At 54.9% G+C, this 14,370-nt stretch carries 13 protein-coding genes; 4 read left to right on the top strand and 9 right to left on the bottom strand.

The genetic code is table 11. From position 1 onward, the window contains the following. Nucleotides 1-50 precede the first annotated feature (50 nt). Together AC13H5_RS02895 and AC13H5_RS02890 are read right to left on the bottom strand one after the other, a co-directional pair. On the bottom strand, nucleotides 51-479 hold the full coding sequence (locus tag AC13H5_RS02895; RefSeq protein ID WP_483546280.1) for a GNAT family N-acetyltransferase: 429 nt from the start codon (nucleotides 477-479) through the stop codon (nucleotides 51-53). Further along, a complete protein-coding gene (locus tag AC13H5_RS02890) occupies nucleotides 473-1,633 on the bottom strand; it encodes an alanyl-tRNA editing protein (RefSeq protein ID WP_483546279.1) in 1,161 nt (386 codons plus the stop codon). The genes AC13H5_RS02895 and AC13H5_RS02890 overlap by 7 nt, the downstream gene beginning before the upstream one ends. Nucleotides 1,634-1,729: 96 nt before the next feature. Between AC13H5_RS02890 and AC13H5_RS02885 the strand changes: the two genes are divergently transcribed. Then, nucleotides 1,730-2,458 carry a GntR family transcriptional regulator gene (locus AC13H5_RS02885; RefSeq protein ID WP_034781265.1) on the top strand — a complete coding sequence of 243 codons (729 nt, stop codon included), beginning with the start codon at nucleotides 1,730-1,732 and terminating at the stop codon, nucleotides 2,456-2,458. A gap of 32 nt (nucleotides 2,459-2,490) precedes the next feature. Here the strand turns inward: AC13H5_RS02885 and AC13H5_RS02880 are convergent, their stop codons facing one another. From AC13H5_RS02880 to AC13H5_RS02865, 4 genes are all read right to left on the bottom strand, one after another. Then, nucleotides 2,491-3,594 (bottom strand): LCP family protein, encoded by a 1,104-nt coding sequence (locus AC13H5_RS02880; protein ID WP_034781266.1) that lies wholly within the window; start codon nucleotides 3,592-3,594, stop codon nucleotides 2,491-2,493. Between the two features lie 151 nt (nucleotides 3,595-3,745). Next, a complete protein-coding gene (gene nagB, locus AC13H5_RS02875) occupies nucleotides 3,746-4,510 on the bottom strand; it encodes a glucosamine-6-phosphate deaminase (protein WP_138860005.1) in 765 nt (254 codons plus the stop codon). Beyond that, entirely contained in the window at nucleotides 4,507-5,652 is a 1,146-nt protein-coding gene (gene nagA, locus AC13H5_RS02870; RefSeq protein WP_483546278.1) for an N-acetylglucosamine-6-phosphate deacetylase, read from the bottom strand. The genes nagB and nagA overlap by 4 nt, the downstream gene beginning before the upstream one ends. A 172-nt stretch (nucleotides 5,653-5,824) precedes the next feature. Continuing rightward, a complete protein-coding gene (locus tag AC13H5_RS02865) occupies nucleotides 5,825-7,195 on the bottom strand; it encodes an MATE family efflux transporter (protein WP_483546277.1) in 1,371 nt (456 codons plus the stop codon). 37 nt (nucleotides 7,196-7,232) lie between these two features. Here AC13H5_RS02865 and AC13H5_RS02860 point away from each other — a divergent pair, with 37 nt between their 5' ends. After that, nucleotides 7,233-8,006: a CHAD domain-containing protein gene (locus tag AC13H5_RS02860; RefSeq protein ID WP_483546276.1), complete on the top strand. Its 774-nt coding sequence runs from the start codon at nucleotides 7,233-7,235 to the stop codon at nucleotides 8,004-8,006. On the opposite strand, the gene glsA is transcribed toward AC13H5_RS02860, so the two are convergent. After that, nucleotides 8,003-8,944, bottom strand: coding sequence for a glutaminase A (gene glsA, locus AC13H5_RS02855; protein WP_034781271.1), 942 nt, complete (start codon nucleotides 8,942-8,944; stop codon nucleotides 8,003-8,005). The two genes, AC13H5_RS02860 and glsA, sit on opposite strands and share 4 nt — an antisense overlap. A 58-nt stretch (nucleotides 8,945-9,002) precedes the next feature. Then, nucleotides 9,003-9,176, bottom strand: coding sequence for a hypothetical protein (locus AC13H5_RS02850; protein ID WP_167491852.1), 174 nt, complete (start codon nucleotides 9,174-9,176; stop codon nucleotides 9,003-9,005). Nucleotides 9,177-9,288: 112 nt separating this feature from the next. On the opposite strand from AC13H5_RS02850, the gene hemG reads away from it, so the two are divergent. Both hemG and AC13H5_RS02840 read left to right on the top strand, forming a co-directional pair. Then, nucleotides 9,289-10,653, top strand: coding sequence for a protoporphyrinogen oxidase (gene hemG / locus AC13H5_RS02845; RefSeq protein WP_214825235.1), 1,365 nt, complete (start codon nucleotides 9,289-9,291; stop codon nucleotides 10,651-10,653). After that, complete coding sequence (locus tag AC13H5_RS02840; protein WP_483546275.1) at nucleotides 10,650-11,723, top strand: TIGR04053 family radical SAM/SPASM domain-containing protein; 1,074 nt, start codon at nucleotides 10,650-10,652, stop codon at nucleotides 11,721-11,723. The genes hemG and AC13H5_RS02840 overlap by 4 nt, the downstream gene beginning before the upstream one ends. Before the next feature lie 38 nt (nucleotides 11,724-11,761). Here AC13H5_RS02840 and clpB read toward each other — a convergent pair whose 3' ends face one another. Further along, the gene (gene clpB / locus AC13H5_RS02835) at nucleotides 11,762-14,353 is read right to left on the bottom strand and encodes an ATP-dependent chaperone ClpB (protein ID WP_034781279.1); all 2,592 of its coding nucleotides are present in this window, start codon (nucleotides 14,351-14,353) and stop codon (nucleotides 11,762-11,764) included. Between the last annotated feature and the right edge of the window lie 17 nt (nucleotides 14,354-14,370).

The raw sequence follows: 14,370 nt of genomic DNA, 5'->3' as shown, positions 1-14,370 counted from the left end.
TCCCGGCTTGCCAACCTTTTTTTAGAAAAAAGGAAAATTTCAAACAATGGTCACCACGCCTTGTGCATCATCCGATGTGGAATGTCAGCATCTAAAAATTCATCGCCGTACGCCTCGTACCCGAGTCGTTCATAGAACGGAAGTGCCGTCAGTTGCGCCCCTAGTTTGAGCTCGTGTAACTCCCTCGCCCGCGCGACAGATTCGATGGCGAGCATGATCTCCTTGGCATACCCGTTGCCGCGCTTCGTGGCAAGTGTGGCGACCCGTTCGACTTTCCCGACCCCGTCACCGATTGGGCGCAGACGTGCCGTCGTGACAGGCTCAGCGTCCACCGTTCCGACAAAATGGATACAGTCCGGGTCGAGTTCGTCATACTCAAGTTCCGGCGCGATCCCTTGTTCACCAATAAACACCGTTTCCCGCACAGACCGGGCCAGTTCAATCAGTTTCGAGTCGTTCCCGTGTTCAATCTTCAACATGATACCATTCCTTCCTGTAGCCGCTTCACAATCTCCGCTGTCGCTCGTTCTAACTCGAGGACAGACTCGAAGCGGGCTTGCGCTTGTTTGTGACTGCCGCCCCCTCGACCGATGCCGAGGTCGTCGAGCGTCCGTTTCAAAAACTTACCGATGGCGATGTCGTGTGTCCCGTCATGCATGAGCCACAGCTTCTGTCCCGAGTGGTTCGCTCCGACGGCAATCCGTCCGGTCGCGGCGATGCGTTCGACGATCGTCGTCGTGAGCGTCTCTGCTTCCGTTTTGCCGATGTGGGTGATGACATAATTGTCTTCTTGCAAGAAGGCAGCGACTTTCGCTTTCGCGACGCGGGCCTCGAGCGCCTTCACTTCTTTGTCCCGCTCGAGCCGAAGATTCCGTTCTTCGATGACACGGGCGGCGACCGTCTCGTTCGTCGTCGACAACGTTTGATGAATCGTCCGTAGCGCGGTCCGGGACGAATGGACCTCGGCCAAGGCCCGAAGACCGGCGACGTACGTCAAACGGACATTACCGCGAACTTTCTTCATCGAGGTCACATGGACGATTCCGAGTTGACCCGTTGAATCCACATGGGTCCCGCCACAGGCGTTGTAATCGAGGCCGTCGATGGCGACGATGCGGACGGTTCCGGTGCGGTCGGTCGCTTTTCGTAAACGGTCTTGTTCGACTTCTTCGGCTGGGAATTCACGCACATGGACCGGACGGTTTTCAAAGATGATGCGTTGCACGTCCCGTTCTAGCGACTCGATTTGATCCCAATCGAATGTATCCGTATCGATTTCAAGCGAAGACTCGGCTGGCCCAATCCCGAAACTGAGCGTCTGAATGCCATACTCGTCTTCTAACAAAGCCGTCAAAACATGCTGGGCCGTATGTTGAATCGAGTGGTCGCGACGGACCGCCTCATCGACGATGCCGGTCACAAGCGTTCCAGGTTCAGGCGCACGTTCGATCAAGTGCCAGACGATTTCGTCGACCCGTTGCACATCGAGCACGGGCTCTCCGTTGAGTGTTCCGGCATCCGGTGGTTGTCCCCCGCCTTCTGCATAAAATAATGTGGATTCAAGCGCGATCCATGTCCCGCGCGCATCGGTGCGAGTCTCGGTCTCCGTCGTTTCAAATTGCCATGAATTCATTGCTGTCGCCGCCTTTTCTGTAGGATATGTTCAGACAACTAGTCTAATTTGGTCTATAATAAGAAACACTTACTTTCGAAGTCAGGAGCGATATGCATGTTACAGATTGATAAACAATCACCGCTACCTATTTATTATCAAATCGAAGCCTATTTAAAGCAACAAATAGATGCCGGCGAGCTTCAACCCGGAGAATCGATTCCATCCGAACGGGAGTTTTCCGAGCGCTATAACGTCAGTCGGATGACGGTCCGACAAGCGATCACGAACTTGGTCAACGCCGGTTATTTAAGCCGGCAAAAAGGCCGGGGAACGTTCGTCGCCAACAAGAAAATCACGATGGCCTTGTCTGGATTGACGAGTTTCTCAGAAGAAATCAAACATCGAGGCATGCGACCGTTCAGCCGCCTGTTATCGTTCCAGACGATTCCAGCCCCGGCGAAAATCGCTCAAAAGTTGAGCGTGTCCCTCGATACCCCCGTCTATGAGATGCGACGGTTGCGTCTCGCCGATGAGAACGTGCTCGCCCTCGAGACCGCATATATCCCGGTCGCCTTGTTGCCAGAACTGACCGAGACGGTTGCCGTAGGTTCAATCTATGAGTTTGCCGAGCAGTCCGGCCTTCGATTAAAGAACGCGACCCAAACGCTCGAGGCACGGAGCGCGGGGCCGGAAGAAGCGAAGCTGTTGACGATTTCTCCGAACGCCCCTGTCCTTTTGATCGACCAACGAACGTATCTCGAAAACGGAGACATGTTCGAATATAGCCGTTCCTTGTTCCGTGGTGACGCCTACTCGTTCACCGTCTCCATGGATCGGACGTAAAAAATGGTTTGCCGCGGACGGCAAACCATTTTTTATTGTGCTTCGTACGTGATGCCGGCAGGGTCATACATATACGTTTCGAGCTCTGTATCGGTCATCGGCTCCACTTCATTGCCCGCATCGGCCTGTTGGACACGATAACGGACTTCTTCGAGTAACGGCTCGTTCAAGAAGTAATAGAAATGGCCGTCGTTGCCGCGGGCCCCTTCACCGGTCAACTGATACTGGACCGTGTTGTTGAGGGCACCAACGTCTTCGATCAGGCGCATATAGTCGTTTGGACCGAGCGTCGTCTGCATGTTGTCACCGACCGCCTTCAACACCTTGTCATAGTTGTTGATGAGTGATGTGCCGAGCGCTTGGTCAAGGACCGCGTTGATCACTTCCATCTGGCGCTGTCCGCGTCCGATGTCACCGCGTGGGTCGTCATAGCGGTTCCGGACGTAAGCGAGTGCCTCTTCACCTGACAACTGTTGCAATCCTTCTTCGACTTGGACGACTTCACGGGAAGCGTCATAACTCTTCTGTTCCGACGAGAACGGGACATCGATTTCGACGCCGCCGACGGCATCGATGAAGTCGACGAACCCTTGGAAGTTGAGCGAGACGACGTGATCGATATCGATACCGACCAAGTCTTCGATCGTGTTCGTCGCTACTCGCATCCCGTTGTTCGGGTTCGATTCATCCATCGATCCGAAATAGTACGCATGCGTGATCTTATCTTGATCGAGTCCGGTCTTGCCGTACGGGATGTTGAAGCCCGTGTAGTCGATATTGACGTACGAGTCACGCGGGATGCTGAGCATCGTCGTCTGCTTATTTTTCTTGTTCAAAATGACGACGATCATGACGTCTGAACGACCGTACTCCCCGCGTGCTTTCTTTTGCGGGGACAAGTCCGTCCCGAGTACGAGGAAGCTCTCGGTGTCCTCTTTATCGAATCGCGTCGGTTCGAGGGTCGGATCATCCTCAAGTGTCACTTGCGTACCGGACAACATGTTATGTGCTTTATAAAACGCTGTCCCATACATGCTCGAGCCAACGATGACGGCGATCAATACGAGGGCGCTGAACAGCTTATAAAACGCAGACGGACCTTTGCGACGTCTACGAGCCTGGGTTCTTGAATTCATGAGTTTCTCCTTCACGGTCGATTGATATGAGCTTCACCTATTATAGAGGAATCCTCGACTTTTGTCGAAAACGTTTTGATTACAAATCCATTTCCATACAATTTCCCACAGTTGGCCATAAAAAAACCTGGAGACACTTGTCTCCAGGTCGTTAAGCTCGGATGGAAAAGAATCGATCAGCCGCTTCGCTGCCACGTGCCTGTAACACGTCACTGCATCCTGAAGCCGCTTCGGCGTCGAGCACGATGGTGACGCTTGGATGCGCCTGTAAGATGGAAGCCGGCCACTCGATCGTCGGTACGCTCTCAATCATGTGGTGCACGGCTTCCGCTTTACGAGCACCTGTTGCGACGAGTACAATTTCTCGCGCGTTCATGATCGTATCGAGCCCCATCGTGATGGCATGTGTCGGCACTTCTTCAATCGTGTCAAAGAAACGACGGTTCGCTTCCCGCGTCGACTCGGTCAGTTCGGTCACGTGCGTCTTCGCATCGAGCGCGGTACCCGGCTCATTGAAGGCGATATGTCCGTTCTCTCCGATGCCGAGCAATTGAAGATCGACCCCAATCGATCGGACGAGCTGTTCGTATCGTGCCGCTTCCGCTTCCGGATTTTCCGCGTCCCCACGAGGCAGATGGCTCTCTTTGAACGGGACGTCATTGAACAGGCGCTCTTCCATGAAGTGATGATAACTTTGCGGATGACTCGGTGCGAGTCCGATGTACTCATCTAAATTGACGCTTGTGACATGACTGCAGTCAAGCTTGTCACGTTTGAACATCTGATACATGCCGACCGGCGTGCTCCCCGTCGCCAGCCCGAGCACGAACTCTCGTTTCCCGGCCAATCGTTCAGTGATGAGTGTATAAGCGATCGTTTCTGCATCTGTCGGTGTTTTCGCAACTAGTATGTTCATTCCATATCCTCCTTCGAATAAGCGATACGTCCTTGAAGAATCGTTGTCGTGACCGACAGCGCATCGTCCCAAATGACGAGGTCCGCATCAAAGCCGGCCGCAATCGATCCTTTTTTCGTCAATCCGAATTCACGCGCTTGGTTCGTCGACGTCATCTTCACCGCTTCAGGTAATGTGCATCCTGTGAACGTGACCACGTTTCGGAACGCCGCGTCCATCGTCAAGACGCTACCGGCCAAGTTTCCGGCTTCAAGGCGGGCTGCCCCGTCCGCAACGATGACCGGTTGGCCTCCGAGTTCATAGCGACCGTCCGGAAGCCCTTTCGCCCGCATGGCGTCTGTAATGACGACGAGCCCGTCCGCCCCTTTCATGCGATAGGCGAAGTCGACCATCTCGTGACGGCTGTGAATCCCGTCTGGAATGATTTCAACCATGACGTCCCGCTCCAATAAACAATAGCCGACCGTTCCCGGCTCCCGATGGTGAAGTCCGCGCATCTGATTGTATAAGTGCGTCGCATGTTTGACGTTCGCTTCCTTGTTCTCGGCGAACGTGGCGTTCGTGTGCCCGGTCGACCCGACCGCCCCGGTCTCAAGCATCGCTCGTTCGAGTTCACGTGCCCCTGGACGTTCCGGCGCATACGTGACGAGACGGATGTGCCCGCCGGCCTCTTGTTGCCATGTCCGGAACTGCTCCGCGTCGGGGTCGATAATATATTCTGCCGGTTGCGCCCCCGCGTTATCGACGTTGACGAACGGTCCTTCTAGATGGATGCCGACGAGCGACGTGTCTCCCACCTCGATGACAGTCCGGGCTGATTGTAGCGCCTTCGTGATGGCAGTCGGTGACTGCGTGATCGTCGTCGCAAAGAATGATGTCACTCCTTCAGCAAGCATCGACTTGGCGAGATGACGCAATCGGTCTTCATCCGCATCCATCGTGTCGACGTCATACCCGCCGTGGATATGAACGTCGATCATGCCCGGCGTCACAAGCGCCCCGTCCACATCGAGCTCCGTCTCACCTTCTGCTCTATACTCATCCATCGAACCGACGCTCTCAATCGTCGCTCCTTCGAACCGGATATATCCTCGTTCCCATGTCTTGTCCCCCGAAACGATCTGTGCGTTGATGATCACCATGATTGGTCATCCACCTTTCCTCAAGTAGCTTCATCGTCATCATAACAAAAATCAGTATAGTTGTATAGACCAATTTTGTTTAATAAAAAGGATTGATTCCCTCAATCCTTTGCCCGACTTATTCATGCCTAAAACAACAAAAGTTGACGTCAGTGACGTCAACTTTTGCAGGTTATGAGGTCTCGTTCATGAGCGGTTTCCCCTCATACCGTTTGACGATATGAATGAGACGCATGAACAACAAGACGGCGCCTGCCGCAAGACCTGCGATCAACCCGATCCAGTAACCATCCGGTCCGAAGCCGAACTGTTCGGCGAGTGTATAGCCGAGCGGGAGACCAATCACCCAATAGGCGATAAGCGACAAGACGAGCGTCACGTTCACGTCTTTGAAGCCACGCAAAATCCCTTGAATCGGTGCGGCGACCGCATCCGACAGTTGGAAAAAGACCGCGAAGATCATGAAGTGGGCCGCGAGTTCCACGACGGCCGCGTCGTTCGTATAAATCGCGGCTACCCGTTCATTTTGCCAGAACAAAAGACCACCCGAGAAGAGCGAGACGGCCAGACAGAGTACGATCCCGATTTTAGCATAGCGCACCGCATCCTTGAGTCGCCCTGCCCCGAGTTCGTACCCGACGACGATGGTGAGCGCGCTCGATGCCGACAACGGCAACATATAGACGAACGAGGCGAAGTTGATGGCCGCTTGGTGGGCCGCGACGATATTGTCACCATAGGCGCTAAGGAGCAATGTCACTGCCGCGAAGATGCTGACTTCGGCAAAAATGGCGAGACCGATCGGCGTGCCGAGCTTGAGCAACTCTTTTTGTCTCGGCCACATAAGACGTTCCACCGAGCGCAGGAAGCGATATTCGAGGAACGGTTTTCCGTTCCGGACGAACGCGAACGCCATAAAGAACAGCAACCAGTAGGTGATCGCCGAGGCAATCCCGGCCCCGACACCGCCGTATGCCGGCACACCAAGTTTTCCAAAGATGAAGATGTAGTTTAACCCGACGTTAATGGGTAACCCTAATAATATAAGCAGCATCGAAATTCGTGTTTTGCCGAGCGAGTCCATGAGTGTGCGCAGCACGTTGAACAAGAACATCGGCAATACTCCGAATCCGAGTGCGAGCAAATACCCTTTGGCAATCCGTTTGCCTTCTTCACTCAGCCCCATGCCGTCGACAGCACTTGGGACGAGAAAGAAGCCGAGAACGAGCGTCGCGACGCTCAACCCGATCGCTAAGTAAACACCTTGATACAGTGTCCGTTGAATCTGTTGGATGTTACGGGCCCCGAGCGCCTGCGCGACGATTGGTGCGACAGCGAGCAAAATCCCGCTTAACCCCGTATAGACGGGCATCCATAGACTCGACCCGACGCCGACACCTGCCAAATCGACGGCACCGGCACGGCCTGACATGACCGTGTCAAAAAAGCTGATTAAGTAAAAGGACACTTGTGTCACCAAAATCGGGAAGAAGATGGTGAAGAACAGTTTAATTTTTTCATTAAGTGAATGTGTTTGATACATGGACAACCTCATCTCATTTCAGAAAGGAAAAATTAGAATGAATCAACGGAATGCGGAGAAATTAAAATACGAGCTTTTGGAGACGTGGAACACGTTCAATCATTATATGACCGAGGCGCTCACGTTCCAAAACAGCGAAGACATCCACCAAGCGCGGGTCCATCTTCGGAAACTATTGACGTTCATGCAACTGTACGACACGAAACCTTCCACGTATCGTCAGTTGAAACAGTTGATGGAGGCGCTCGGTGCAGTGCGTGACGGGGACGTTCTGCTCGAAGGGCTCACTGTCGAGACCGAGCTCGAGCAGGCTTTCGCCGATCACGTCGAAGCGAGCCGCGCCAAAGACCGCACGATTTTAAATACGCGCGTCACGGAGAAGATGACCCCATCGCTCGACCAACAAGTTCGCCGCTTTATCGGCGGACAGTTGTTCCGTGCCTTCAAAAAGCAGGACGCCTCGTCATTTATCGATAAAGCGAGGAGCGACCGCAAACGACGGATCGACGCCCATCACGACGCGACGGAGATGTCCGACCGGCTCGAGACGCTCCACAAGGTCAGGCTCGCCGTGAAACGCGAGCGCTATTTGAACGAGTACTTATTGAACTATGAGACGAAAGCCTCAAAAGATCAAATTCAAAAACTGAAGCGGCTCCAGACCGAGCTTGGCGACATGAACGATCGCCATCAACTGTTATTGCGTTGGAGCGATTTCACACCACCCGCCGCCTTGGCCGACGATTACGAACAAGTCGTGCACGAGCTGCAATCTCGGCTCGACGAATCGGTCGACGCCATCCAGCTTTAGCGGGACGTGTAGCGTTCGACGAGCAGTTCGAGCAGTTTCATCCCGGCAATCGAGTTCCCTTTCGAGTCGAGCGCCGGTCCGAAAATCCCGAAGCCGACATCGCTCAGTCCGAGCTCGTGTTTACCGGTCGCAAGGATGGCCCCGGACACCCCGCTCTTTCCCGGGAGACCGACACGGACGGCAAATTCCCCCGACGCATCGTACATGCCGCACGTCGTCATGATCGCTTTGACGATTCGGACGACGCGACGCGGAATCAGCTCTTCGCCCGTGACCGGGTCTTCCCCGTTGCCCGACAAAATTCGGCCAATGCGGGCCAAGTCAAAGCAATCGATCTCAATCGCACACTGCTTCGTGTACACGTCGATGATTTCATCGACATCACCCTCGACAATCCCGTGATGGCGCATGAAATAGAGCAAGGCCCGGTTCAAGTCGGTCGTCTCGTATTCCGAGCGGGCGACTTTTTCGTTATACGTGATTTCCTCCACCGGTACGTCGAGCAACGTCGCCAAAAACTGGCGGAACTGATAGATTTTCAGTTCCGCCGTGTCCCCTAAAATCATGCTCGTGACAGCGAGCGCCCCTGCATTGATCATCGGATTGAGCGGCTTTGATGGCACCGTCTCTTCAAGCTTGGCAATCGAGTTGAACGCGTCGCCGGTCGGCTCCATCCCGACTTTCGAGAACACGTAATCTTCTCCAAACTCCATCAAGACGTAACAGAGCGTCAACGCCTTCGAGACGCTTTGGATTGTGAACTTATGGTGGACGTCCCCCGCATGAATATATGAACCATCAGGCAAACAAATCGCCACGCCGAGCAAATCATCCTGTACATGCGCGAGCTCAGGAATATAGTCGGCGACTTTCCCTTGTGCTGTGTACGGACGACACTCATCGACCAAATGCGCCAACTGTTGTTCCAATACGTTCATCCAATCACCCCATGTCCGATAGTTTTCAACCGGGTCATCTTATCATATTCGAAGACGGTTAACCATCAAGTGGCCCGTCTTCCTTTTCTGGCTTATACCATTCCTCATCAGCCCAAAGGACCGACGGGCTGTCTTCATCTCCGTCGAGCTTCTCCCCGTACCGATTCATCGATGCGATAAAGGCGATAATGCCGACCACGACGACTGTCGCCGTTATGCCGAACCAAACCATATGGAGCCTCTCCTTCCCAATCGTGACGAATTTGTCTAGAACCATGTGAGACTTATCCTATGTCTACGTCAATATTCTCGGTACCGTTAGGAAGAACACTACATAGAAATGGGTGAATGGATTGAACAAAATTGCAATTATCGGTGGAGGAATTACAGGCATGGCCGCCGCCTATTACGCGAAACAAGCCGGGGCGCACGTCACCATGTACGAAGCGAGCGATCGAATCGGTGGAAAAATCAAGACCGTCTATCAAGACGGCTTCGTCTTAGAATGCGGACCGGACGGATACATGGCCCGAAAACCGACATTGACCGAACTGATCACCGAGCTCGGACTCGACGACCATCTCGTCCGGTCGATGACCGGGACATCGTACATTTATGTCCGCCAACAGCTTCGACAAATGCCGGACGGATCGGTCATGGGCATCCCGACCAAGTTTTGGCCGATGGTCAAGACCGATTTGTTCACGTGGCGCGGTAAACTTCGGGCCGGGATGGACCTCGTGCTGCCACGCGTCTATACGGGGACAGACATCTCGCTCGACAAATTCTTCCGGACCCGGCTCGGATCAGAAGTCGTCGATGCGATGATTGAACCGCTTCTCTCGGGAATCTACAACGGGACGCTCGACGATATGAGCATCGAGTCTACTTTCCCTCAGTTTATCACGATTGAACAAAAAACACGCAGCCTGATTCTCGGTATGAAAGCATTGACACCACCTGTTCAAGCCGGCGTCAAGCCACGTGAAGCCGGGAAGTTTCTATCCCTTCAGCAAGGTCTCGGTGTCCTCATCGAGGCGCTTCGCCCGTCGATTGACCGCCTCTATACAGAGACGAAAGTCGCGGCGGTCCGGCCCCATGAAGTCACCCTAGCCGACGGGACGACCGAGTCGTTCGACGGCATCATTTTGGCCACTTCGCCGAATGCGCTCGGTCCGATTCTCGGTCTCCCGGAAGCAGAAAAATTGTCCGATTTGAAACGGACGTCTTCCATCACCGTGCTCGCGGCGTTCGATGAAAAAGAGGTCGCGGCACTCGACGGGACCGGTTACGTCATCGCCAAAGCGGAAGGGAACGCCTTGACGGCCTGCAGTTGGATGCATAAGAAGTGGCCCCACATGGCACCAAAACATAAGGCGCTCTTACGCGTCTACATCGGATCTGAGTTCGTTCCCGACTTGTTGACGGAATCCGACGAGGCCATCGCCGACTTCGCGCTGCGTGAACTGCGGAAGATTCAACACGTCGGTACCCCGATCTTCACAAAAGTCGAACGGCACATCGATACGATGCCGCAATATGAGGTCGGTCACAAACAATACGTACGCGCTTTCGAAGAGCAGCTGTCCACACTCGACGGAATCGAGGCATGCGGTGCCATCTTGCATGGCGTCGGTCTCCCCGACTGCGTCGACTCGGCCAAACAGGCCGTCTCCCGGGTGATGGCGAGACAGGCGGTGTCCGTATGAAACGAGTCGACTACAACGAAAATCCATTCATCGTCATCTGGGAAGTAACACGTGCCTGTGCGCTATCGTGCGTCCATTGCCGAGCCGAGGCCCAGTTCCATCGGTACCCGGGTGAACTCGATACCGAGCAAGGCAAGGCACTCATCCGAGACATCCAGGCGATGGATAATCCGATTCTCGTCTTCACCGGGGGCGACCCGCTCATGCGTGAGGACTTGTTCGAACTGACCGAATATGCCGCTTCGCTCGGCATGCGTGTGTCGATGACCCCGTCGGCGACACCTCGTGTGACCCATGACGCCGTCAAACGGGCGAAAGACGCCGGCTTGACGCGCTGGGCGTTCTCACTCGACGGTCCGGATGCCAAATCGCATGACTACTTCCGGGGAACGCGTGGCAGTTTTGAACGGACGCTGCGTGGCATCTCATACTTCCGAGAAGAAGGGATGTCATTCCAAATCAATACGACGGTCACGGAGTATAACGTCGACCAACTCCCCGAAATCGCCAAACTCGTCGGTGAACTCGGCGTCTCGGTATGGACGTTGTTCTTCCTCGTGCCGACCGGTCGCGGGTCACTCCTCCAGCCGATCTCGCCAGAACGGCATGAAGATATACTCCGTTGGGCGTTCGCGTTGCAAGAGCACGTCCCGTTCATCATCTCGACGACCGAGGCCCAGTTTTATCGGCGCATCGCCCGGCAAGAGAATTTGAAACGAAAACAAGTTGGATTGCCGCCCATCGGCCATCCGCATGACGACCTCGCCAAGGCGCCTCGCGGCACGAATGACGGGAACGGCTTCGTGTTCATCTCGCATACGGGCGACGTCCAGCCGTCCGGCTTTTTGCCGATCACGTGCGGCAACGTGAAAGAGACACCGCTCGCTGAGATTTATCGGCACCACCCGGTCTTCAAATCGCTGCGTGACCCTGATACACACCACGGGAAATGCGGCTACTGTGAATATCGATACGTCTGCGGAGGGTCTCGGGCCCGCGCTTATGCCGTCACCGGCGACTATAAGGCCGAGGAACCGTACTGCGTCTATCAACCCGAACCGATTGCATAAACAAAGAGCGCCGGCGTCAGCCAGCGCTCTTTCGTTATTCAGTGAGTGACCGTCGCGGGACGAAGCGTCAACTCGTCGTTCTCGACGTCGATGACGACCGTCTGGCCGTCCTCGATATCTCCGGCGAGAATGCTACGGGCGAGTTTCGTCTCAATCGTCCGTTGTACGTACCGGTTGATCGGACGGGCCCCGAACTGTGGCTCATACGCCTCGTCAGCAATGAACACCTTCGCGGCATCCGTGATCTCGATTTGAATCGAGCGCGCCGTCAAGCGACTGCCCATGCGTGCGACCGCTTTTTCGACGATTTGGCCGATTTGAGCCCGCGTGAGCGGATGGAACAAAATCGTCTCATCGACCCGGTTCAAAAACTCGGGACGGAAGTGGCGGCGGAGCCGCTCGATGACTTGGCGTTCTTCCGCCTCATCGATGACGCCATCTTTCGCCGCTTCGAGCAAGATGTCGGCCCCGATATTCGACGTCATGATGACGATCGTGTTTTTGAAGTCGACGACACGCCCGTGCGAGTCGGTCAAGCGACCATCATCGAGCAGTTGCAACAAGATGTTGAACACATCGGCGTGCGCTTTCTCGACCTCGTCGAGCAGGAGCACCGAGTACGGGTTGCGGCGGACCGCTTCCGTCAACTGGCCGCCTTCTTCATAGCCGATATAACCCGGAGGTGCCCCGACGAGACGCGACACGGCGTGTTTCTCCATATACTCGCTCATGTCGAGGCGAACGATATGGTCCTCCGAGTCGAACATCGCTTCGGCGAGCGCTTTCCCGAGCTCGGTCTTCCCGACACCGGTCGGTCCGAGGAACAAGAACGAGCCGATCGGACGGTTCGGATCTTTGATGCCGGCCCGAGCCCGAATGACGGCGTCGCTGACGAGCCGAATCGCATCGTCTTGTCCGAATACGCGTTGATGGAGCACCGTCTCGAGGTTGAGCAACTTATCTCGTTCTCCTTCGGTCAATTTCGTCACAGGGATGCCCGTCCATTTCGAGACGACCTCGGCGATTTCTTCCTCGGTCACTTCTTCCCGAACGAGTTCACGTGTCACCGAACCAGCAAGCCGCTCTGCTTCTGCAAGCTCGCGTTCGAGTTCCGGGATGCGGCCATATTTGAGCTCGGAGGCCCGGTTCAAATCGTAACGGCTCTCGGCTTCTTGCAGTTCAAGTTTCACTTTTTCTAAATCCCCACGGATATGTTGGACACGATGGGTCGACTCTTTCTCGTTTTCCCAGCGGAGTCGGAGCGCGTCCGACTGTTCGCGGATTGAGGCGAGCTCTTGCTGCAGCGCATCGAGTCGTTTCTTCGAGGCGTCATCGCTCTCTTTCTTCAGGGCCGCCTCTTCGATTTCGAGTTGCATGACGCGGCGCACGAGTTCATCGAGCTCGGCCGGCATCGATTCCATCTCCGTCCGAATCATCGCACACGATTCGTCGACGAGGTCGATCGCCTTGTCCGGCATGAACCGGTCGGTGATATAGCGGTTCGATAACACGGCCGCTGCGACGAGCGCGTTGTCGTGAATGCGGACACCGTGGTGAATCTCGAAGCGCTCTTTTAATCCACGCAAGATCGACACCGTGTCTTCGACGTCCGGTTCGTCGACGAGTACTTGTTGGAAGCGGCGCTCGAGCGCTGGATCTTTCTCAATATATTGCCGATATTCATCGAGTGTCGTCGCACCGATACAGTGGAGTTCACCGCGGGCGAGCATCGGTTTGAGCATGTTCCCGGCGTCCATCGCGCCTTCGGACTTACCAGCCCCGACGATCGTGTGCAGTTCATCGATGAAGAGGATGATTTTCCCTTCCGCTTCTTTCACTTCGTTCAAGACGGCTTGAAGCCGCTCTTCGAACTCGCCGCGATATTTGGCCCCGGCGACGAGCGAACTCATATCGAGACTGAAAATCGTCTTGTCTTTCAAGCTCTCCGGCACGTCGCCGCGGACGATGCGTTGGGCGAGCCCTTCGACGATTGCCGTTTTCCCGACGCCTGGTTCCCCGATCAAGACCGGGTTGTTTTTCGTCTTCCGGCTCAAGATGCGGATGACACGCCGAATCTCGCTATCGCGCCCGATGACGGGATCGATTTTTCCGGTCTTCACTTCTTGGATCAAGTCGCGTCCATACTTCGTCAAGACGTCATACGTCGCTTCCGGTGATTTCGACGTAATCCGTCGATTGCCCCGGACGGCGACGAGTGCCTCACGCAATCTCTCCTCGGTCACACCTTTGCGTTCGAGCATGTTCTGTGCTTGACTCTTGTTCATGATGATCCCAAGCAGAATATGCTCGACCGAGACGTATTCATCGCTCATCCCTGTCGCTTCACGTTCCGCCGTCGTCAACACGTTCAACAGCGAGGCCGAGATCATCGGCGTCGTCGGCGTTTGAAGTTTCGGTGCGTTCTTGAGCGCCATCGCGACCTCGGCCTCGATATCGGCGACGCTCAGTTCCATTTTTTGCAGTAGGAGCGGCGCGATGCCGTCCGTTTGTGAGATCATCGACGCCAAGACGTGCCATTCGTTCATCTCGCTATGGTGGTACTGTTTCGCAAGTGCCTGCGAGCTGACGATGCCTTCATGTGCTTTATCGGTAAATCGATTGAAATCCATTCTGCTTCCTCCTTAGG

This window comes from Exiguobacterium sp. FD-YE-25-4 (assembly GCF_057004685.1).
Note: the sequence above shows the minus strand (reverse complement) of the source record. Positions and strands in the feature narration are given on the sequence as shown.

What these genes read in the sequence shown, in the direction of transcription:
- AC13H5_RS02860 (WP_483546276.1), top strand. Translation starts at nt 7,233, where the DNA reads ATGAATCAACGGAATGCGGAGAAATTAAAATACGAGCTTTTGGAGACG.
- clpB (WP_034781279.1), bottom strand. Translation starts at nt 14,353, where the DNA reads ATGGATTTCAATCGATTTACCGATAAAGCACATGAAGGCATCGTCAGC.
- AC13H5_RS02850 (WP_167491852.1), bottom strand. Translation starts at nt 9,176, where the DNA reads ATGGTTTGGTTCGGCATAACGGCGACAGTCGTCGTGGTCGGCATTATC.
- AC13H5_RS02865 (WP_483546277.1), bottom strand. Translation starts at nt 7,195, where the DNA reads ATGTATCAAACACATTCACTTAATGAAAAAATTAAACTGTTCTTCACC.
- AC13H5_RS02885 (WP_034781265.1), top strand. Translation starts at nt 1,730, where the DNA reads ATGTTACAGATTGATAAACAATCACCGCTACCTATTTATTATCAAATC.
- nagB (WP_138860005.1), bottom strand. Translation starts at nt 4,510, where the DNA reads ATGAACATACTAGTTGCGAAAACACCGACAGATGCAGAAACGATCGCT.
- AC13H5_RS02880 (WP_034781266.1), bottom strand. Translation starts at nt 3,594, where the DNA reads ATGAATTCAAGAACCCAGGCTCGTAGACGTCGCAAAGGTCCGTCTGCG.
- glsA (WP_034781271.1), bottom strand. Translation starts at nt 8,944, where the DNA reads ATGAACGTATTGGAACAACAGTTGGCGCATTTGGTCGATGAGTGTCGT.
- AC13H5_RS02890 (WP_483546279.1), bottom strand. Translation starts at nt 1,633, where the DNA reads ATGAATTCATGGCAATTTGAAACGACGGAGACCGAGACTCGCACCGAT.
- nagA (WP_483546278.1), bottom strand. Translation starts at nt 5,652, where the DNA reads ATGGTGATCATCAACGCACAGATCGTTTCGGGGGACAAGACATGGGAA.
- AC13H5_RS02895 (WP_483546280.1), bottom strand. Translation starts at nt 479, where the DNA reads ATGTTGAAGATTGAACACGGGAACGACTCGAAACTGATTGAACTGGCC.
- AC13H5_RS02840 (WP_483546275.1), top strand. Translation starts at nt 10,650, where the DNA reads ATGAAACGAGTCGACTACAACGAAAATCCATTCATCGTCATCTGGGAA.